This window comes from Clostridium sp. M62/1 (genome assembly GCF_020736365.1).
Taxonomy (GTDB): Bacteria; Bacillota; Clostridia; order Lachnospirales; family Lachnospiraceae; genus Otoolea; species Otoolea saccharolyticum_A.
Genome location: NZ_CP085988.1, coordinates 3,393,100 through 3,414,530 on the forward strand (window position 1 = coordinate 3,393,100; position 21,431 = coordinate 3,414,530).

Annotated in this window: 18 protein-coding genes; 9 read left to right on the plus strand and 9 right to left on the minus strand. The window is 49.9% G+C overall.

What is annotated here, in order from left to right; translation table 11 throughout:
- Positions 1-94: 94 nt before the first annotated feature.
- Together LK436_RS15785 and LK436_RS18390 are read right to left on the minus strand one after the other, a co-directional pair.
- Complete coding sequence (locus LK436_RS15785; RefSeq protein ID WP_008395562.1) at positions 95-556, minus strand: signal peptidase II; 462 nt, start codon at positions 554-556, stop codon at positions 95-97.
- Positions 557-611: 55 nt separating this feature from the next.
- Positions 612-743, minus strand: coding sequence for a hypothetical protein (locus tag LK436_RS18390; protein WP_265586101.1), 132 nt, complete (start codon positions 741-743; stop codon positions 612-614).
- Between the two features lie 42 nt (positions 744-785).
- Here LK436_RS18390 and LK436_RS15790 point away from each other — a divergent pair, with 42 nt between their 5' ends.
- On the plus strand, positions 786-2,528 hold the full coding sequence (locus tag LK436_RS15790) for a S8 family peptidase (RefSeq protein WP_008395565.1): 1,743 nt from the start codon (positions 786-788) through the stop codon (positions 2,526-2,528).
- Positions 2,529-3,080: 552 nt separating this feature from the next.
- Here the strand turns inward: LK436_RS15790 and clpX are convergent.
- Entirely contained in the window at positions 3,081-4,604 is a 1,524-nt protein-coding gene (gene clpX, locus LK436_RS15795; protein ID WP_147594706.1) for an ATP-dependent Clp protease ATP-binding subunit ClpX, read from the minus strand.
- Positions 4,605-4,936: 332 nt separating this feature from the next.
- Positions 4,937-6,508 (minus strand): S1C family serine protease, encoded by a 1,572-nt coding sequence (locus tag LK436_RS15800; RefSeq protein ID WP_044930544.1) that lies wholly within the window; start codon positions 6,506-6,508, stop codon positions 4,937-4,939.
- 245 nt (positions 6,509-6,753) lie between these two features.
- Here LK436_RS15800 and LK436_RS15805 point away from each other — a divergent pair, with 245 nt between their 5' ends.
- Positions 6,754-7,959, plus strand: a complete 1,206-nt coding sequence (locus LK436_RS15805) for a class I SAM-dependent rRNA methyltransferase (protein WP_008395570.1) — start codon at positions 6,754-6,756, stop codon at positions 7,957-7,959.
- Positions 7,960-8,304: 345 nt separating this feature from the next.
- On the plus strand, positions 8,305-9,174 hold the full coding sequence (locus tag LK436_RS15810) for a phosphoribosylaminoimidazolesuccinocarboxamide synthase (protein WP_008395572.1): 870 nt from the start codon (positions 8,305-8,307) through the stop codon (positions 9,172-9,174).
- Between the two features lie 179 nt (positions 9,175-9,353).
- Here LK436_RS15810 and LK436_RS15815 read toward each other — a convergent pair whose 3' ends face one another.
- Both LK436_RS15815 and LK436_RS15820 read right to left on the minus strand, forming a co-directional pair.
- Positions 9,354-9,977, minus strand: a complete 624-nt coding sequence (locus tag LK436_RS15815; protein ID WP_008395574.1) for a DUF47 domain-containing protein — start codon at positions 9,975-9,977, stop codon at positions 9,354-9,356.
- Positions 9,978-10,016: 39 nt separating this feature from the next.
- Positions 10,017-11,072 (minus strand): inorganic phosphate transporter, encoded by a 1,056-nt coding sequence (locus LK436_RS15820; protein ID WP_008395575.1) that lies wholly within the window; start codon positions 11,070-11,072, stop codon positions 10,017-10,019.
- A 1,086-nt stretch (positions 11,073-12,158) separates the two neighbouring features.
- On the opposite strand from LK436_RS15820, the gene LK436_RS15825 reads away from it, so the two are divergent.
- From LK436_RS15825 to LK436_RS15850, 6 genes are all read left to right on the plus strand, one after another.
- The gene (locus LK436_RS15825; RefSeq protein WP_008395581.1) at positions 12,159-12,761 is read left to right on the plus strand and encodes an AAA family ATPase; all 603 of its coding nucleotides are present in this window, start codon (positions 12,159-12,161) and stop codon (positions 12,759-12,761) included.
- Between the two features lie 33 nt (positions 12,762-12,794).
- Complete coding sequence (locus LK436_RS15830) at positions 12,795-14,138, plus strand: MATE family efflux transporter (RefSeq protein ID WP_008395583.1); 1,344 nt, start codon at positions 12,795-12,797, stop codon at positions 14,136-14,138.
- 363 nt (positions 14,139-14,501) lie between these two features.
- Positions 14,502-15,053, plus strand: a complete 552-nt coding sequence (locus tag LK436_RS15835) for a TetR/AcrR family transcriptional regulator (protein WP_008395586.1) — start codon at positions 14,502-14,504, stop codon at positions 15,051-15,053.
- 35 nt (positions 15,054-15,088) lie between these two features.
- Positions 15,089-15,937 (plus strand): class I SAM-dependent methyltransferase, encoded by an 849-nt coding sequence (locus tag LK436_RS15840; protein ID WP_008395588.1) that lies wholly within the window; start codon positions 15,089-15,091, stop codon positions 15,935-15,937.
- Between the two features lie 125 nt (positions 15,938-16,062).
- Entirely contained in the window at positions 16,063-16,923 is an 861-nt protein-coding gene (locus LK436_RS15845) for a helix-turn-helix domain-containing protein (RefSeq protein WP_044930546.1), read from the plus strand.
- Positions 16,916-18,124 (plus strand): MFS transporter, encoded by a 1,209-nt coding sequence (locus tag LK436_RS15850; protein WP_008395591.1) that lies wholly within the window; start codon positions 16,916-16,918, stop codon positions 18,122-18,124. Before LK436_RS15845 ends, LK436_RS15850 begins: the two co-directional genes overlap by 8 nt.
- A 594-nt stretch (positions 18,125-18,718) precedes the next feature.
- Here the strand turns inward: LK436_RS15850 and tnpC are convergent.
- The 3 genes from tnpC to tnpA all read right to left on the minus strand — a co-directional run bounded on the left by tnpC (position 18,719) and on the right by tnpA (position 21,358).
- The gene (gene tnpC / locus LK436_RS15855; protein WP_227910101.1) at positions 18,719-20,356 is read right to left on the minus strand and encodes an IS66 family transposase; all 1,638 of its coding nucleotides are present in this window, start codon (positions 20,354-20,356) and stop codon (positions 18,719-18,721) included.
- Between the two features lie 298 nt (positions 20,357-20,654).
- Entirely contained in the window at positions 20,655-20,987 is a 333-nt protein-coding gene (tnpB, locus tag LK436_RS15860; protein WP_083794763.1) for an IS66 family insertion sequence element accessory protein TnpB, read from the minus strand.
- Positions 20,988-21,001: 14 nt separating this feature from the next.
- Positions 21,002-21,358: an IS66 family insertion sequence element accessory protein TnpA gene (gene tnpA, locus LK436_RS15865; RefSeq protein WP_015544368.1), complete on the minus strand. Its 357-nt coding sequence runs from the start codon at positions 21,356-21,358 to the stop codon at positions 21,002-21,004.
- Between the last annotated feature and the right edge of the window lie 73 nt (positions 21,359-21,431).

The window sequence follows — 21,431 nt, forward strand, 5'->3', positions numbered from 1 at the left end:
CGTCAGGTTTTCCCTTCCCTCCAGGCTCCACCGGGAACCTGCTGCCCGTCTGAGCGAAGGCCCGGAGACGAAAGGCAAAAACTCTGAGGCAGTTCTAGTCTTCTTTTCCCAGCAGGCTTCTGGCTGCCAGGATCACCGCCCCTGCCGCAATGCACAGATCCCCGATATTGAACACTACCTTCTTCAGAAATCCCGGCTGGAAGCTGAAGTAATCCACCACATATCCTCTCTTAAGCCTGTCGCAGAGATTGCTGAGCGCGCCCGAGACAATCAGAGCATAGCCCGCTTTTTCTGCCCTGTGTCCCTTCTTTGTCATGAGAAAGCAGAGAACCCCGGCCGCCGCGCTGGTAAAGCAGACGGGAAGCATGCGCACCAGCTCCGGCTTCTGCCTGAGAAACTCAAAACAGAACCCGCTGTTGTGGTTTCTGTAAAGCTTAATCATCCCTCCCGTTCCCTCCATCATCCTCGGAAAGCTGTCCGGGCTCTGGTTTTCTATCTTCTGCTTCAGATACTGGTCAAGCCCAAACAGAGCTGCCACAAGTCCTAAAATCCCCATACAATTCCTCTCTTTCCCTCTCCCGAAATTTTCCAGTTTCAGCTATGTCAGAGGGCTATGAACCCTCCGGCTGGCTTTTCTGGCTCCATTCTTTCTGTCTCCATCCTACCATGTTTTTGCTGGCCGGTAAAGCTCCGCCGGCCATTTTCTGCTCTCTTTCCGGAACTTCTCCTATTAATATTCCCATCTTTTCCTGCATATATTAAAGCAAAAACTGCCGGAGTCCTCCATGCCCTGCATTCAGCCAGATCTCTCACAGGATTACTCTGATTTTATTATACGCTATTTTTCCTTTTCTCAGACTGCACTGACCTTCAATTCGTCTGCCCCCGGATTTTCTCAGGGACAGACAGAGGAGAGCTGTTTTTCTGTTATCAGCAGTCAGTATGCCGTCTACCATATGCCTCTTGCGGAAACTTTGCCGCTGACGCTGAACCGTTTTTCCTATCCATCCATTCCCAAACTCTACACGCTTCTTGACACGTCCAGCATGGAAAGCTCCGGCATCCTGACAGCTTTTGCCCAGCCCTCCCTGGCCCTTCGGGGACGCGGGACGCTCATCGGTATTGTGGACACCGGAATTGATTACAGAAATCCTATCTTCCTCGGCTCTGACCGCTCCACAAGAATCCTGGGGCTCTGGGATCAGACGGAGGAGGGACCTGGAATTATGATGGGAAATATTCTCGAGGATATTCCCTACGGCAGGGAATATACCCGGGAGGAGATCAATCGGGCTCTGGAAGCAGAAGATCCCTTTTCCGTCGTCCCCTCCCGGGATGAAAGCGAGCACGGAACCCTGCTGGCGGGAATTGCAGCTGGAAACGAGACCGACTCTGCTTCCTTCACCGGAGCTGCTCCTGAGGCATTTCTTGCCGTGGTGAAGCTGAAGCAGGCCAAACAGTATCTCAGGGATTATTACCTCATCCCCTCCTCCTCTGAAGCCTATCAGGAAAATGACATTATGATGGGCATAAAATACCTTCTTCTGGTGGCCAGACGGCACCGGCTGCCCCTGACCATTCTCATAAGTCTTGGAACAAACATGGGAAGCCATGAGGGGACCTCGCCTCTTGCCAGATATCTTGACACCGTCAGCGCCTTTCCCGGCGTCGTCACCGTCATCGCCGCCGGAAATGAGACCGGCTACAGCCACCACTACTTCGGGACAGTGGAGGCAGATGAAGAATTTGAAGATGTGGAGCTGCGGATAGCCTCCGGCGAGGAGGGCTTTACCATGGAAATGTGGACCCAGGAGCCGGAACTCTTCTCCGTCGGGTTCCTCTCCCCCACCGGAGAGCTCATCGGACGGATTCCAAACAACTCTCCCATGGAGCAGAGGATCACCTTTCTCCTGGAGGACACGGTTATCTATCTGAATTACCAGGTGGCGGAATTTGAGACAGGAAGCCAGCTCATTGTCATGCGCTTCGTCCGCCCCACTCCGGGGATCTGGAGACTGCGGGTCTATAATTCCCTGTACCTGAAGGGAGCCTACCATCTCTGGCTTCCCGCCCACGGCTTTCTGTCAGAGGACACCTTCTTTCTGCGCCCTCACCCGGACACAGTCATCACCGAGCCGGGCAACGCCTCCCTTCCCATCACCGTAGGCGCTTACAACCACCGCAGCGGCGGAATCTACATTCACTCCAGCCGCGGCTATACCAGACTTGGGAGAGTCAAACCGGATCTGGCAGCACCCGGTGTGGACGTGGAGATTCCCTCCAGCTCCGGGCTTTCCCCTATCCGCATAACCGGCACCTCTGCGGCGGCCGCCCATGCAGCCGGAGCAGCCGCAAACCTTCTGTCCTGGGCTTTCCGAAACGGCTCTTTTTCCTATATGAATACCTCCATCGCCAAGACCTTCCTGATCCGCGGCGCAGAAAGAAATCCTGTATTCACCTATCCCAACAGGGAGTGGGGATATGGGACGCTGAATCTCTATAATGCTTTTCTGCGGATGAGGGAGTAGAGTCTTTGGCCGTCCGGGAAAAATCCGTTTGTAATTTGGAAACGGCAATGATATAGTAACTATAATTTCATACAGTCTTAAAAAACTTACTTTTTCCGGAGGTGGCATCCATGACAAAAATCAGAAAAAATATCCTGCCAGCAATGATACTGCTGTTTCAGCTCTTCTTTCTATATGAGCTTATATGCAATTATAATGTTTATGTCCTCGATCCGTCCTTCCGCTCGTTTTCCGAAGATTACTGGGCGGATTTTTCTGCTGACGGAGCGGTGAAGCTTGCCGCCGCTGTGGAGTTGTTTTTTAAATGTATTTTTATTTTATCCTTCTTGTACCTTATTATGAGGAATCCCAACGCTTCCTGGAAAAGGATTGTCCTCGCCGTTTTGGCCGGCTTCGTCTTATATGGGATTCTTATGCTGCTTTTCCGTTACTTCTCTTATCACTGCCGGCTCTATATGACGCTGACGGATACGGAAATCCTTTCCATCCTCCTTCTTTTTCAGACGGCACAGCCCGGGCTGTTTCAAAAAAGGCTCCCGTAGTCCCGTCCTCTTACCCTCTCATCTCAATCATCGGCCCGCCGTTCTTCTCCAGATAAGCCCTGGTGATTACCACGGAGCCGATATTGGGATCTTTGGGTATCTCGTACATAATGTCCTGCATGAACTCCTCGATAATGGCCCGAAGAGCCCTCGCCCCCGTCTCCTTCCTGATGGCCTCCTCGGCAATCCAGGAGAGGGCGTCCTCCTCAAACACAAGCCTTACCTCATCCATGGCCAGGAGCTTTTCATACTGCTTTAAGATGGCGTTCTTCGGCTCCGTGAGAATGCGCACCATCAGGTCCTTTGTGAGGGCCTGGAGGGTCACGGTGATGGGAAGCCTTCCGAGAAACTCCGGGATCATTCCGAATTTTCTCAGATCCTCCGTGGTGGCATGGCCAAGCAGATTCGGGTCATCGTCATATTTGCCTTTAAGCTGAGCGCCAAAGCCCATGGTGCTGGACTTGTTGAGCCTTTCCTTCACAATATTCTCCAAATCCGGGAAGGCTCCTCCGCAGATAAAAAGGATATTGTTGGTGTCTACGGTCGTCATGGGCGTCAGGGCATTTTTCTGGTTAGAGCCCACCGGAACCTCCACCTGGCTGCCCTCCAGAAGCTTTAAGAGCTCCTGCTGCACGGATTCACCGCTGACATCGCGGCTTGTGGTATTCTTCTTCTTCGCAATCTTGTCGATCTCGTCGATAAAGATAATCCCCTTTTCCGCCCGCTCCACATCATTGTCAGCCGCTGCCAGAAGTTTGGAAATCACACTCTCTATGTCATCTCCGATATAGCCGGCCTCTGTCAGAGTCGTGGCGTCGGCTATGGCTAAGGGCACGTCGAGAAGCTTTGCCAGGGTTTTGACCAGATAAGTCTTTCCGCTTCCAGTCGGTCCGATCATCAGGATATTGGATTTCTCAATCTGAACCTCATCCTGCGAGCCGTCCTCCCCCTCTGCTGTCTGGCAGAAGGCTCTCTTGTAATGATTGTAAACAGCCACTGCGATCACCTTTTTGGCCTGCTCCTGGCCGACCACATACTGGTCAAGCTTTGACTTGATGATATGGGGCGCCGGAATATCCCTGATGGAAAATTCCTTCTTCCCTCCTTTTTTGTCCTGACTCTTTTTCTTCACCTTGTTCTTTTTCGGAATCTCTGTATTCAGATTCTGCAGGTTTGAAAAATCGCTCAGATTCAGATTCATGTAGGGCATATTCTGCAGCTTGCTCAGGTCCAGGCCGCTGTTTGTCACTGTGTCGAAGGCCTTCTGCATACAGTCATGGCAGAAATTCATTCCCCCAGGCATGGTGATCATAGGGCCGGCCTTGCTCTCCGGCCTGCGGCACACATAGCAGATCTTCTCATACTCATCATCAGAGCTGTCCTTCCTGTCCGGCTTCGCAGGAGCTGCCGTCTGGCTGTCCTCTGCCCTCTCATTTTCTTCTATTGAATCTTCTATTGAATCTTCTATTGAATCTTCTATTAAATCTTCTATTGAAACATTTTCTGTTTTATCTTTTTCTCTGTCGTCCAACATATTCTCCTCTTCTCTGGCTGGTTTTCTGCAACGCGCTGTCCTGCCCCCTCTCCGGCCGCCGTGAGGCCTGAAATCCTGCAGAGCACCCTCCGGACTGCACAAAACCATCATACTATATTTTAACAGGGTAATCAATAATAAAGAATCCTGCGAAGCAGGGTTCTCCGCCTGCGGCGGGCCGCAGAAGCGGCATTTTCTTTTCCAACCCAGTGCGATCCCCTCGGAGCGTTTCTTATTCAACAGGAAATGAAATTTCCTATTGAATAAGAAAGCAGGAGCCCTCTTTCAAAGGCTCCTGTTTTCCTTCTGCTCCTGTTCATCTTCTCGCTCTGTCAGTTCCCCTGGCCCTGATCCTGCGCGCTGTCAGCCATGTCCTTTCTGTAGCCTAATGTCACCTGAACCTGTCTCTCCACATAGGAGCCATTGTCCAGAGACTGTACAGTCAGGGTCACGGTCTCTCCTCCTTTATAATAGGTGAGCATCTTCTGCAGATCCTCTGCCGTCTTCACGGTCTCGCAGTTGACTGCCGTGATAATGTCGCGCTCTCTCAGGTCGGAGTTGTCGGCTGCCTGGCCTTCCACAATCTTGTAGACGTAGATTCCCTCAGGCATTCCGTAGGCCTCGGCCATCTGGCTGTTGATATTCTGAATCTGAACGCCCAGATAACCCTGCTCATCTTCGTCCACAGCCACCTTCGTTGTCTTGGTCATCAGATCATCGATAATATCCTTTGCGTAGGAGATCGGGATTGCATAGCCTACGCCCTCAATCTCTGTGCTGGCTAATTTGGCCTCGTTGATTCCGATGACATTTCCATTCATATCGAGAAGGGCTCCGCCGCTGTTTCCCGGGTTGATTGCCGCATCTACCTGAATCAGGTTCTTCGTAATACCCTCAATATCCACTTCCTTGTTAAGCGCACTGATATATCCGACCGTAACAGACTGTCCCTCGCCCAGAGCATTTCCTATGGCAATGACTCCATTTCCCAGCTTCAGACTGTCCGAATCCCCCAGAGTTGCCACCTTAATCTGTGAGAGGGCGGATTCAGGGATATCCTTGAGCTGAACGGCGATTACAGCCAGATCCGCCTCAGTATCAGTTCCCTTGAGCGCCGCCGGAGCAGAGCTACCGTCGATAAATACCACATTCATCTCCTCTGCATTTTCAATCACGTGGCTGTTGGTGGCGATGAGAAGCTCTGTGTCGCTCTGTCCCACGATAATTCCGGAGCCTGCGCTTGGAACCTCATACTGCTGCGTTCCGAAGAACCAGTCCTGGGTGGTGTAGAGGGTCTTATTATTAATGGCCACAACGGACGGCATAGCCTTCTCCACAATGGCAGACACATCATTTCCCGTGCTGGCCTGCACCACTGTACCTGATGTCTCGGCTGCCTGGGTCTGGATCTCTGTGCTTTCCTGTGTTCCCGCCTCTGCCGAAAGCTCCGGCTGTCCTCCAAGCTTTACGGCCAGATAATTGATTCCGGCCATGGTGCCTCCTGCCACACAGCCGAACAGGATTCCTGCCGCAGCCACCCCGGCCGCTGTTTTGGCTAATTTCCCTTTCTTTCTTCTGCGCCTCTCCGGTTCATTCCCCCGGCTGTCCATATGGGCGGTATTTTCCGTGTTTCTCTGGTTCTCCTGACTTGCGTACTCATAGGAGCCGTAGCTCTGACGGCCGCTGTCCTGGCTGCTGATCCTTCCGTACATCTGCCTTGTCCCTGACTGGCTTCGGCTGCCGGCCTGACTTTCTCTCTCCTGTCCTGCCTCTCTGTTTCTGTCCGCCTGCCGGTTCTCCTGGGTTCTCTCATAATGGGTGCTGTCTACATAGGACCCCTCTGTCATGTCCACATCATTTTCTGAATCTATATTTTTCTGGTTTTTTTCCCATTCATTATACATAAAAAAACACTCCTCTCTGGATTCTGTTTTCTTCTTTTTTATCTTACAGCGATAGTTTAACAGGGATTTGTGATAGAACTGTGAAAAAATTATAGAGAAATTGTGTTTTCTGCTGCCGCTGAATCTGATATACTTGTTCTGAACGGAAACTGCCGCTCTGTGACCGGGCAGTTGGGAAATATTATTCTGATGCTGCAAAACGGAGCTTCCGGTAAAATGGACAGGCAGAAGAAAAGGAGAAAATCATGAACACAAACGCAGTTGTACATATTAAAAAGGGAGAGGCCCGCGCCCTGAAGGCGGGCGGAGCCTGGATCTACGACAATGAGATTGACCGGATCGAGGGTGAGTTTGAAAATGGGGATATTGTCACTGTGCTGGATTTTGACGGCTACTGCCTGGGATACGGCTTTATCAACACGCGCTCGAAAATTACGGTGAGAATGCTGTCCCGCAGAAAGGATGCCGTCATCGATGAGGCGTTTCTCGAGATGCGCGTGAGAAATGCCTGGGAGTACAGGAAGGCCACCGTTGACACCTCCAGCTGCCGCATTATCTTTGGAGAGGCGGACTTCCTGCCGGGTATTGTCATCGACAAATTTTCAGATGTGCTGGTGGTAGAGTCCCTGGCCCTTGGAATTGACCGGCTGAAGCCCCTGATCGTGGAAATTCTGAAACGTATCCTGGCAGAGGATGGAATCCGTATCCGCGGCGTCTACGAGAGAAGCGACGCCAAGGTGCGCCTCCAGGAGGGAATGGAGCGCACAAAGGGCTTCATCGGAGAGGAGTTTGACACCAAGGTGGAGATCGTGGAAAACGGCGTCCGCTATCTGGTGGATGTAAAGGACGGACAGAAAACAGGGTTCTTCCTGGATCAGAAATATAACCGCCTGGCCATTCAGAAGCTGTGCAGAGGAAAGCGCGTGCTGGACTGCTTCACCCACACCGGCTCCTTTGCCCTCAACGCCGCCGTTTCCGGGGCCTCAGAGGTATTGGGCGTGGATGCCTCGGAGCTTGGCGTCAGTCAGGCCCGGGAGAATGCCAGACTGAACCAGGTCTCTGACCGTGTTTCCTTTGTCTGCGCCGACGTATTTGAACTGCTTCCGGAGCTTGAGAAAAAGGGTGAGAAGTTCGATGTAGTCATCCTGGATCCTCCGGCCTTCACCAAATCCAGAAGCTCTGTGAAAAATGCAGTCAAGGGCTACCGTGAAATTAATCTGCGGGGCATGAAGCTCGTAAAGGACGGCGGCTATCTGGCTACCTGCTCCTGCTCCCACTTTATGACTCCGGAGCTGTTCACCAAAACCATCCGCGAGGCCGCAGGAAATGTCCACAAACGGCTCAGGCAGGTGGAGTACCGGACTCAGGCTGCCGATCATCCCATTCTCTGGGCGGCAGACGAGTCCTATTATCTGAAATTTTATATTTTCCAGGTGTGCGAAGAGAAATAGCACAGCGGAAGGTGCAGCAGAAAAAGAGAAGGCGTCTCAGCGGCTTTGCCGAAAGGGAGAGACCTTCTCTTTTGACTGGTTTTGGCTGGGAAGGCCGGGGAATCAAAAGGAAAGAGCCCTCCGGCAGGCAGGAGGAAGAAAGATTCTGGAATATTCCAGCCAGTCTCAATTTATAAGTATAAATTATATAAGTATATTAGATTTCTTCCCTTTTCCTCCATTTTTCCCCTGTTTTTCCCTGTGTTTCAAAAAAATATCCAGAAAATCGCAAAAAGGTATTGCTTTTTCTCCGAAAGTCTGCTTATCTATTATATATAATACTTATTAAATAAAAGATAGTGAGGTATGGAAATGAAACCGATCAAAGAGGGAAAAGTCCGCGAGATTTATGACAACGGCGACAGCTTAATTATGGTTGCCACTGACCGAATCAGCTGTTTCGATGTAATTCTGAATAATGTTGTGACAAAAAAAGGAACTGTACTGACTCAGATGTCCAAGTTCTGGTTTGATATGACAAAGGACATCCTTCCAAACCACATGATCTCCGCTGATGTGAAGGACATGCCGGAATTTTTCCAGCAGCCCCAGTTTGACGGAAACAGCATGATGTGCAGAAAGCTCAACATGCTCCCCATCGAGTGCATTGTCCGCGGATATATTACTGGAAGCGGCTGGGCCAGCTATCAGAAGGACGGCACCGTATGCGGAATCCGCCTGCCGGAGGGCTTAAAGGAGTCTGACAAGCTGCCGGAGCCGATTTACACCCCTTCCACCAAGGCTGAGATCGGAGATCACGATGAGAACATCTCCTATGAGCAGAGTATTGCCCATCTGGAGAAGTACTTCCCGGGAAAGGGTGAGGAGTACGCCGCCAAGCTGCGCGATTACACCATTGCCCTCTATAAGAAATGTGCTGACTATGCGTTAAGCCGCGGAATCATTATCGCTGATACCAAGTTTGAATTCGGTCTCGACGAGAACGGAACCATCGTTCTGGGCGACGAGATGCTCACACCGGACAGCTCCCGCTTCTGGCCTGCTGACGGATATGAGCCGGGACATGGACAGCCTTCCTTTGATAAACAGTTCGCCCGCGACTGGCTCAAGGCGAATCCCGGAAATAACTGGACTCTTCCCGAGGATGTAGTTCAGAAAACCATTGACAAATACCTCCAGAGCTATGAGATGCTGACCGGAGAGAAGCTGGCATAAAAGAAGACTTGCAGAAGTTCCGCCTGTTTTTGTTCCACCGCTGTCTGCGGAACAAAAACGGCGGAACTTTTTTCAGTTTCCTGTTATATAAACAAAAAGGACTGGCCCGGCGGCCAGTCCAAAATAGCTTTACAAAAATCACTGCATTCTTCGCACGTCTCTCTGCCTTCTGCGCTCTTCTATGAATTCTTCATAACCACGCTGCCCACTGTGTCAGCCACATGCTCACAGGTATCGGCGCATTTTTCCAGGTAATCGTATATTTCTCTCCAGGCAATAATCTGGCGCACATCCGTTTCCTCTGTGTGGAGCTTTCTCATGCTGGAAATATAGAGGGAATCGGCCTCCTCCTCCAGAGAGTTGATATTAATAATCTCCTGCTTCAGCTTCGATGAATGCTTGAAGTCGGCGAATTCCTTCAGAAGATTGTAGACTCCTTCACAGCAGCGGCTCATCACATCCACCAGAGGCAGGGCCTCGGGACGGATTGTCTGCACATTATTGATATAAATGCGGATTAAAACCTCTTCTACCTTGTCTGTAACCTCGTCGATCAACTGGCTCAATGCAGCAATATCCTCTCTCTCAATGGGGGTTATAAAAGCCTTAGCCAGCTTATCAGTTATTTTGTGCCTCTGACCGTCAGCCTGGTGTTCCAGCTCATGCATCTCATCCAGACGCCCGGAAATCTCATCCGGCCTGTAATCGGAAAGAATCTCCTTCAGAAGACGTGCCGCCTTGACAGAATAATCCGCACATGCAACAAAATTATCAAAATAAAAAGCATCCTGTTTCTTTGACATCCTAGTACCTCCCTGTTATCTAACCTTCACTTCCTCACTCTATCCAAACACGTACATAAAAATCTTAGCCATCACAAAGCTGATCAGGCCGCAGCCCGGAAACGTAAAAATCCATGTCAGCATCATGTCCTTTACGATTCCAAAGTTGATGGCTGAAATCCTCTTCACAGCTCCTACACCCATAATCGCACTGGTCTTTGTATGGGTTGTGGACACGGGAATACCGAACAGGCTGGAAAAGAGAAGGCACATAGCTCCGGCCAGATCTGCCGAGAAGCCCTGATACCGTTCCAGTTTAACCATATCCATTCCCACTGACTTGATAATCTTCTCTCCTCCCACGCTGGTTCCAAGTCCCATGACAATGCTGCACAGAAGCATGAGCCAGACGGGAATTTCCATGCCGCTCACAGAGCTCTGTCCATTTGAAAAGGCAATTCCCAGAAACAAAACGCCGATAAATTTCTGTCCGTCCTGAGCGCCGTGCATAAAACTCATAGCTGCGGCTCCGATAATCTGGGCCACACGGAAAAAGCGGTTAGCCTTTCTCCTGTCAAGCTCCCGGCAGAGAATCGTAATTATTTTACAGATCAGCCATCCGGTAAAAAAGCCAAGGGCCAGGCTGAGAACCAGTCCATAGATAACCTTAATCCACTCGGATCCGTTAATTCCGGCAGTTCCATGCTGCAGCGCAATAGCCGCACCGGAAAGTCCTGCAATCAGGCTGTGGCTCTCACTGGTGGGGATTCCAAAGAAGGATGCCGTCACGCTGTAAACTACAATCGACAGCAGCGCAGCGCACAGGGCAATCATCGCATAATGTGTATTATTTCCGAAGTCCACCATATTGCTGATGGTCGACGCAACAGCGCTGTTCAGCTGCGTCATGATAAAAACTCCTAAAAAGTTAAACGCAGCGCTCATCAAAATAGCTCCCCGCACGCTGAGGCAGCGAGTTGTCACGCAGGTGGCAATCGCATTCGGCGCATCTGTCCAGCCGTTTACAAAAATAACCCCCAGCGTGAAGAGAACCATAATGCAGAGAATGGGATTTCCTGCCATATCCTGCCAGAAGTATGAAAATGATACCTCCATAAAAGCTCCTTTCTGAAATGTACAGTATTTATTTGGTACATTTTTTGTCTGTGACTGCTCTTATTTTTATAGAATGCCGGCATGCAGCCTATAAAACAAAAGCGGCCGGCACGTATCTTGTCATTTCTTTCCGTCAGCTTCAAGCAAAACCGAAAGCTCACACAAAAAACGCTTTCTGCGGGGCAGTGCAGGCGGAAGACACGGGGCGGTCCATCCTGTCCCATACGCTGCCAGTGCAAATGCTGCGGCAATCCCTATCAGAATACTAAGACACGGCGGCATTCTCACAGCGGAAAGTCCGCTATGATATACAGCCGGCCGGCTTTTCCAAGCTCCTTCAGCATCCCCTGCGCTTTCATTATCACTCATATCTCCACGCACCCAACCCGGTTCCATCTGGCCTGCGCCTTCCTTCTGATTCCAGAGGACGGTCTGATTCCAGAGCCCTGGCTGGCCGCATAGCCAAATATTCTGTTCCAGCTGCTCTGCGTGCAGACAAATAGGGAGAAAAATAAGCACCAGAACAATAAAAAAAGCCGCGGCAGCAGCCCTTCCTTTCCGTTCCATCATTTTCCTCCCTTCTTTTCGACAAATAAAACATATCATCAAAAATACGAGCTGTCAATATAACTTTTGAAGAGCTTTTCTATTTTTTACCTCTGCGATTTTGTTTCTCCCATTGCACCGGAGGCGGTCCCGCAGCACAGCGGAGCCTGCTGACCCTTCTGCATCTTGGAAGCCTTATCTGCCAGGATAATCTTCTTCCTCTCATTTCCAGCAGAAAACTTCATAGTCAGATACCCTTTTCTCCTCAGGCTTTTCTGGAGGGAAGAGATGGGATGGCAGATTCGGATAGTCCGGCCTTTCCGCCGGCTCTGCCCTTACTGCTTCCGCTCCTATTGCCGCCGCAAATTTTAACTGAAAATTTCTTGACAAATCAGATGTATCCTATATAATAAAAGGGCTTGCGCGAGGGTCTATCATTCGTCAGAAATGATAAGCTGGATAAGGCACGGACTGAAATGTCTGTTCTTATCCAGCTTTTTTTGATTTATCGGCTTAAACCTGCCAGAAAGGAGATTTTCAATGAACAGAATTATTACCATCGGACGGGAATTTGGAAGCGGCGGACGGGAACTGGGTCTTAGGCTGTCTCAAAAACTTGGCATCGCCTATTATGACCAGGAAATCATTACAGAAATTTCCAAACGAACAGAGCTTTCAGAACAGTATATACGGAAAATGTCCGAGAAAAAACCTGTGTTTTCCTTCCCGCTCCATATCGGAAGGAGCTTTCACTATATGCAGAACTCCCCATGGGATTTAAACCTTTCCATCTTCCGGGAACAGTCCTCCATTATCCGGGAAATGGCTCAGAAATCTGACTGTGTGATCGTAGGGCGCTGTGCAGACGACATCCTTCAGGAAATGAATCCTCTCCGTGTCTTCGTCTACGCAGATATGGAGGCAAAGCTCACGCGCTGCCGCCAGAGGTCAGCCTCTGACGAACAGATGACGGACCGTGAAATACTTTCCAATATCCGAAGGATCGATAAAAGCCGTTCTGAATATTACGGTCTCTACACAGGAAAGGTCTGGGGAGACAAGCGGTCTTATGATCTCTGCATCAATACTGCCCAAATATCCATGGAGCGTGCCTGCGCTCTTTTGTCTGAATTTTTCCGGTAAGCGCCGGTTTATGAATTTGGAGGTTATCATTTTATGAATTATAAGGAGCTGTTCTCAAAAACGCCGCCCACAAAGCTGTTTTTTACGGCGGCTATTCCCGGTTCCATCGGCATGCTGGCTTCGGCCCTCTATCAGACCATCGACGGCGTGCTGGTGGGACGGATTCTGTCGGGGAATGCGTTTGCTGCCCTAAACCTGGCCATGCCTTTAGTCATTATCAACTTTTCCCTGGCTGACCTGATCGGCGTGGGATCCGCCGTTCCCATTTCCGTCCGCCTCGGTGAAAAGAAGGAAGCGGAGGCCAACAATATTTTTACCAGCGCCTGCCTGATGATTGTCATTACCGGTCTGATTCTGGGACTGGCCATGTTCCTGGCCGCTCCCGCGTTAATCGGCCTCATGGGCGCTGAGGGAGAGCTGGCCAGGCTGGCCGTTCAGTATCTTCGTGTATACTGCCTGTGCTCCCCCGTTACCACCATCGTCTTTGCCATGGATAACTACTTAAAAATCTGCGGCAGGGTCCGCAGCAGCATGGCCCTGAATATTGTCATGTCCGTTCTGAGCGCCGTGCTGGAATTTATTTTCCTGTTTGTGTTCCGCTTCGGAATCTGGGCTGCAGCTCTGGCCACCTGTACCAGTATGTTCCTGTGCGCTTTGGCTGCGCTGTACCCGTTTTTTGGCAGAAAAATGCAGCTGAGATTTGTCCGCCCCAGACTGAACCGAACTATGATAAAAACCATCGTCACCTGCGGCAGCCCCAACTTTTTAAATAACGTGGCAGGAAGAATCACTTCCATCATTATGAATATGATTCTTCTGCGTGTGGGCGGCGCGACGGCGGTTTCCGTCTACGGTATCCTCATGTTTGCCGACGGCTTCGTGCAGCCTCTCCTTTACGGTATGTGCGATTCCCTGCAGCCTGCTGTGGGATATAACTGGGGAGCCGGAGCTCTCAAGCGGGTGAAAGATATTGAGAAGCGCTGTTTTACGGCCGGGGCCATCCTTTCCATCGCTTCCGCCGTGGTCATCTTCTGCTTCCCGATTCCCATTGCCAGCCTGTTTACCCAGAACGCCGACCAGGCGCTGCTCGACATGGCGGTTCCCGCGCTGAAGCTTTTCAGTTCAGCCTATTTAATCCGCTGGTTTTCCTTTGCCACCCAGAGTTATATGTCCGCAGTGGAAAAGCCTGTTCCCGCTATGATCATCTCCGTCTGCACGGCAGTGGTCTTCCCTCTGCTGATTATCGCAGTACTTTGGCCTATGGGCCTGAACGGACTGTGGCTCAATGTCCCGGCAACTTCTCTGCTGGCAGCGATTCTGGCATTCTTCATCCTGAACCGGTTTGAGCAAAAGGAAATGAGAGAAGCGGCCCGGTAAAACACTAACCTATAGCCGATGAGTTGTGAGTGAGCTGACAGACTCCTCCTTACAGCGACAGTTTTATCAGTTTTATGATTGAATCTGTCTGCTGCGAGGGGAGCCTGTCAGCCTCACGGCTCATGGGCTTTTTATTTTTCGGCAGCCGTCCACAGATTTTCACATAAAAAAAACCGGCATCTACAGATTTGTGCTTGACTTCCTTCATATATTATATTACATTTGTTGTATTATATCAGTTATATTACATATGTTATGTTACATTCGTTGTATTAATTTTATCACTTTTGTCGTATTACATCAGTTGCATAAAAAGACTGGAGGAACTGTGTTTTGCCGCCGAAGCCAAAAATTACAAGAGATATGATTTTGAAAGCTGTTTTAAGCATTACACGCAGGACGGGTTTTGAAGCAGTAAATGCCAGAAGTATCGCCCATGAACTGCAGTGCTCAACACGCCCTATTTTTACCTGCTATGAAAATATGGAAGAACTGAAAAAAGAATTTTTAGATTATGCTTTTGACTTTTACAGTCGGTATGCAGAACATTACAGCCAGACTGCCGGTGGAAATCCCTGCTTATCTCTCCCGCTTTCTTATATTGCATTTGCCAGTGAAGAAACCTTTCTGTTCAAGCTCCTGTTTGTGACAGATATGGACTTAGATATGAAGGATGCAAATGATTTCTATACAGAGATCGGCAATGAACAGAAGGCTGAGACCTTCTCTGAAATGATTGGAGTGGATTTAGAAACGGCTAAAAGAATTTTCCTGGACCTGTTTCTTTACAGCCACGGCATCGCTGTCCTGACTGCATCCGGAAAGCTGTCTCTCCAGCGAGATAAAATCGAAGATATGGTGCAGCGTTTCTTATCCGCATTAATCAATCAGGAACATGCAGAGAAAGTCTGCTGACAGCTGCTGTTTTTCAGTTCAAACGGAGGTGTCTTATGAAAGCAGCCAAAATAGCTGAGTATTTAACAGATTTTTATAGCCGCTATGATGAGGAACGCCGGCTTTTGCTCAAACACGGCACGGTTGAATTCCTCACGACGATGCGCTATATGGAAAAGTACATCAAACCCGGTGACCGTGTTCTTGAAATCGGTGCAGGAACAGGACGGTATTCCCATGCGCTGGCACACCGGGGATACCGGGTTGATGCGGTGGAATTAGTCGACCATAATATAGAAATATTCCGCAGCCATATAACGCCTGATGAGAACGTATCCATTACCCGGGGCAATGCCTTAGATTTATCAATGTTCCCTGACGGCCAATATGATATCACCCTGTTATTGGGCCCTCTTTACCATCTGTACAGCATAGAGGACAAGCGGCAGGCTGTGAGGGAGGCACTTCGCGTCGCAAAAACAGGCGGCATCATTTTTGCCGCATATGTGATTTCTGACGGGTGCCTGCTGGACGAGGGATTTCACCGTCAGAACATCCATGTGGCGGAGTATGTAAAAAACGGACTGCTGGATCCGGAAACCTTTGCAGCCAAGTCAGAGCCAAAGGATATATTTGAGCTTGTCCGGAAAGAGGATATCGATGATCTGATGTCTGTATTCCCTGTAACCAGGCTTCACTATGTGGCATCAGACGGCTGTGCTCTGTTCATGCGGGAGGCCATTGATGCTATGGATGAGGAGATGTTTCAGTTATTCTTAAGCTATCACTTTGCCACCTGCGAGCGTGAAGATTTGTCCGGTGTCACAAGCCATGCCCTGGATATTTTCCAAAAACAGTCAGGGAATTTCTTTCCGGAGGCTCTTCAGAAAAGACAGCAAGAATGATGAAAACATCCTCCTCTCTCTGTGTTATAATTCCTCTCTGGCATCTGGCAGTGGGATGGAACATCCCTTACCGGCTGTCAGGAAGAACAGCCATCAGTGGATTGCAGCAGAAAGGAGGAAGCGAAATGCACAGACAGAGTGTTCCCATTGTCTCTGAGGCACTCTTCTATATTGAAGAAAATCTGGACAGCCGGCTGGATCTGCAGACGGTTGCGTCAGCCCTGCACTGCTCCAAATACCATCTTCACCGGAGTTTTGCGAAGACAGCCGGACTGACTATCCATGATTACGTCCGGAGACGGCAGCTGACAGAGGCGGCAAGGCTTCTGGTGTTTTCCAAAAAACCGGTGATTGAGATCGCCCTTATGAGCGGATACGAAAGCCAGCAGGCATTTGCAGGCAGCTTTAAGTCCATGTATAAGATGACGCCCGGCGAATACAGAGCAGCCGGAGCATTTTACCCACTGCAGCTGGAACTTCGTCTGACTGGAGGGCCCATCAAGACGGACTTTTCAAAAGACGATATACGGTTTGCCGCATCAGCGGATATAGACAGCTGGATGGAGCTGGTCCGCCTTTCCGTTGACGGATACCCCTGCCTGAGGGAAGGGGAATATCTTAACAACCTGTACCGCCATATTTCCGAGAGGCAGGCATTTATCCTGGAACGTGCAGATATGGCGGCCGGCATCATGGCATTTTCGGCTGACACCGGAAGGATTGAGTTTTGGGCCATTCATCCCCAGTACCGCGGTCTGGGCATGGAACAGATTTTTCTTCGCAGGCTTGCCGAGGAGCTGCCTCAGGGACAGGAAATCAGCCTGACCACATACCGGGAGGGCGATAAGGCAGATACAGGATACCGGAAGGAGTATCTGCGTCTCGGCTTTTCGGAAAAAGAACTGCTGACAGAGTACGGTTATCCGACCCAGCGCCTGGTACTTTTGCAAAACTATAAGGATCAGGAGGAAACAGCCAATGCCTGAAGCTCAGAATAACTGGAGAAGGAAGACCATCCTTTTCCTTGTCAGTCAGAGTGTCACTCTGCTTGGCTCGCAGATTGTCCAGATGGCAGTCGTCTGGTATGTAACGCTCCACACAGCAAGCGGAGTCTGGGTGGCAGCTTTTTCGGTATGCTCCTATCTGCCGCAGTTTTTCATCTCCTTCTGGGGAGGTGTCTGGGCAGACCGGTACAGCCGGAAGCATCTCATTATCTGTGCAGATGCGGGAACAGCGGCTGTCACCCTGGGAATGTTCATCCTCCTTCCTCATATTTCTCAGGGCAGCATGCTGCTTCACATGCTGCTGGCGCTGTCGGTTCTCCGCTCAATCGGGGCAGGCATCCAATCCCCTTCTGTAAATGCAGTCATCCCCCAGCTTGTCCCAAAAGAGCATCTCATGCGGTATAACGGCATTAACGCCTCCATGCAGTCTGCCGTGCAGTTTTCCGCTCCTGCTGCGGCAGGCGCAGCGCTTGGCATGGGATCCCTGCGTTCCATACTGCTGATTGATATTTTTACGGCAGTCATCGGCATCGGGCTGTTTGCCTGTTTACAGCTGTCTGAGCAGGAGAAAAAAGTGATACCTGCTTCCGCATTCTCTGATATCCAGGCCGGCATCCAGTATGCCCTCTCACAGAAAATCATCGGCGGATTCCTTATGATATATGGGCTCTTTACCTTCTTATGCGTCCCGGCAGGCTATCTCTCAGGACTGCTCGTAAGCAGAGTCTACGGCGATACCTACTGGTATCTGACGGCCACTGAGTTATGCGGCTTCGGCGGGATGATGGCAGGCGGACTTTTGATGAGCGTCCAGGGCGGCTCTCAAAAGTGCAGAAAAACCCTGGCTGTCTCCATGGCAATATTCGGCGCAATGGCAGTGGGCATGGCCGCCGCAAAAGATTTCGCACTGTACCTTGTCTTAATGGCTGTCTACGGGGTGGCGCTGACGGCTGTGCAGACAACCATCACCACTTCCCTTCAGGAACATACAGAAAGCTCCATGCAGGGGCGGGTATTCGGCTTTATGGGCGCAATGTATGCCGTGTGCTATCCTGCAGGCATGGCGGTTTTCGGCCTGATGGCAGACTGGATGCCATTGCAGTGGAGTATGGCCGGGGCCGGAGTGGTTTTGATTTTAATGGGAGGGGGAATCGCGGCGGGGGAGATGGTGGAGGAAGGGTAGAGTCCACTTTTCCGTCCCATTATGCTCCATCACCTCTTTTGCTGCCATTAAGCCATGGGAATAGAGTATTCGGGGATTTTGTCAACAGGTCCAAAACTTGACACTATCACATAGAGACACATAAATCAACCCCGGAAATGCCCATTTTATCAGCATTTCCAGGGTTCTGTCCGCTACTCGAACTCGGCGTGTTCCTTGCCAATCTTAACTATATTTGTTTAGTTTTTATGCAAATACACACCATTTTTTACTTCAATTACATCAATTATTCTGGCTTGCTGATTTTCCGTTGCCAAAATGTTGCCATATTATTTATTCTGAGCACCATCTTAAATAAAAAGCAAAGAATGGATCTGTTATGGTTAACATAGCTTCATCTTTATCCCAATCAATTACCGGCGTAGACGCACCTGCATCATATGATATTTCCGCAATCTTTTCTAAAACTCTAGAAATCTCATGCAACTGAGGGACATCATCTATTATTTCTTTTAAACAACTTCTAAATTCTTCATAATTTAGTAAGCGCTCAATAAAATAATGGCTATCTTCCCATAAGGTATTCCGCTATAGTTGAAGTAAAATACTCCAACTTCAACTTTTCGATTTGATCCGACATCTCTGCTGTATCATGTCAGACCATGGCATCAGCTCTTCTATCCCTTCGGGCTCATTTTTGTAGTCCGGCATATAGAGCAGTACGGTCTCCAGATATGCGTAGATATTCAGATCGTTGAGTTTTGCAGTTTCTACTAAACTGTAAATGATAGAGCTGGCACGGGCACCTTTTACGGTATCGTGGAACAGGAAATTTTTCCGCCCTACTGCATAGGGGCGGGCGATATTTTCTGCGATATTGTTCGATATGGAGCACCGCCCATCCAATAGGTAGTTCTCCATATATGGCTTCTGGTTTTTCGCATAGGTCACCGCTTTGGCCAGACGGCTTCCGCCAGCTGGCTTCACTGTTTCAAGCCATGACCAGTAAGCCTCCCAGATGGCAGACTCTGTCTCAAGGCGCTTAGCTTTCCGGGTGTCGGCATCCAGATCCGCATACTCCTTTTCCAGTTCGAATAACTGGTTACAGTAGTTTAAACCGATTTCTGCAGGGGTCTTATCGGAAGACTTCCTGGATTTTCCGGGAAGCGCTTCATTCCAGTACCGCCTCATATGGGCAAGGCAGCCACAGCGGATGACACCCTTCAGCTTATTGCAGCCACTGAAGCCATCGCAGATAAGGTAACCGGAGAATCCTTTTAGAAATTCCTCCGCATGATATCCTCCGCGGCTGGGCTGGTAATCATACAGGCGGATCGGCGGCAGCCCATCGTTCCCGGAGCCATACAGCCACATATAGGACTTGGACTGTGCCGTTTTCCCTTCTTCCCTCAGTACCTGGCAGGGTGTTTCATCTGCATGGATGATGTCCCTCTCCAGCAGGTGCTGGTGAAGCTGTTCATACACCGGCTCCATATAATCTATGCCGCATTTGATGACCCAGTTAGCCAGTGTCGCTCTGGGGAGCTTTACTCCCAGCTGTTTCCAGTTCGCCTCCTGGCGGTAAAGAGGGATGCTGTTCCCATATTTCTGATACATTACGTAAGCAACCGTGGACGGAGATGCCAGGCTGTGCTTCAGCAGCGGGCTTGGTGTTTCAGCCCCAACGATAACAGAAGCGCCGTCTTTCTTACATTCTGGACAGCCAAGCACTTCCTGGACACACTGGATCCGTTCCACTTTTGCAGGGATGATCCGCAGTTCTTCCCGCACGACCTTTTTCCCGATAACCTCCATCGGAGCATTGCAGTAGGGGCAGTTCCTGTCCTCATCCGGCACGGTGCAGGGAACTTCCACTACAGGAAGCCCTGCAAGGATCTCTTCCCTGGTGGCCTTTGGTTTCTTTGCCTTACGTTTATAACCACCAACAGCCTCCTCAAGAGCTGGTTCCGGGACAGAAAGATCTGCAGTGGCTTCTGCTTCATTGAACAGACCCATCTGTCCTGGAAATGCCTCTTTTTTTGTTTTTTCGCTGGAAGATGCGAACAGCTTTTTCTTCAGATATTCGACTGTCTCATTGAGATTTGCGATCGTCTGGTTCAGCTGTGCGGTCTGCTCCTCATGGCTTTTGGTCATCTGCTCGATTGTATGACGCTGGCTGTCCACCAGCTGACGAAGGGATTCAATGGTCTCTTTCTGAAGCTGTATGAGCGCTTCCATCTCTGACTGCGGCATAGGGAACCACCTTTCTTTTTGCTGGTTCCTATTATACCGGAAATCCAGCAGAAAAGCGAATTTTCCGCCGTACTGCCGTCGTCATTTTGACGAAAGGAACATGTGGAAAACACATAGCATCGGCGGGATATTCCCTATGAAAAACGTTGGGTTTTCCACACACGAACAGTAACCCGGGAAAAATGGAAATCGTTATCCCCCTAATCTCCCGGCGGTTCCATTGTTATGTGGATAACCCATCAGCAGCGTTTTTTCCGCCCTATAAGGGAAGAAAAAATTTCTCCCTTTTGCACAAAGGTCAGAAGTCCTTTTTCCGGGCAGGCCGGATTGCCTTAGGCTGATCGATGGAAAGCCCCTCTAAAAGCCAGCGGTATTCCTGCCGGCTAAGATTCCTTACTTCGGAAGAATCCCGGGGCCACTGGAATCGCCCATCATCTAAACGTTTATAATAGAGGCAGAAGCCATCTTTTTCAAAATGGAGCGCTTTGATCCGGTCACAGCGTCTGCCGCAGAAAAGAAACAGGGAATTGCTGTAGGGATCTAATTCATAGGTATCCCGAACGATTGCCATCAGGCCATCAATACTTTTTCGCATGTCGGTATAGCCTGTCACAAGGAAAAATCTGGCCACACCGGACAGTTCACCTAACAAAGCTGCCGCAGGGCAAGAAGAGTATTGCGGATCACATCCGCCCCGGCCTGTTCATGGATCTCGATACGGATGCCCTGCATTTCCAGACAGATCGAGGGCGTATGGAAAGCTGCGGTATCTGAATGCTGTTCCCTTTCCCAGAGTGGGATCTGGACAACTTCCTGTTTCTGTGCGGCAGCATCCACTGCTTCCGGAACCTCGCAGGCTTTTTTGCGTAAAGCCCGGACGTGGTAGTAAAATGTGCTGACAGGGATCCCGTTTTCTATGCACCATTGGCGGTCGGTAAGCCCGCTGGATCTGCACTGGGTGATCAGATTTAACCAATGTTCATCATTTAAAGTTGTACTCATTTGATTCATCTCCTCCAACGTGAGATTTTGGAGTAATCAGGTACAACAAAAGCGACTCAAGATGTGAGATTAA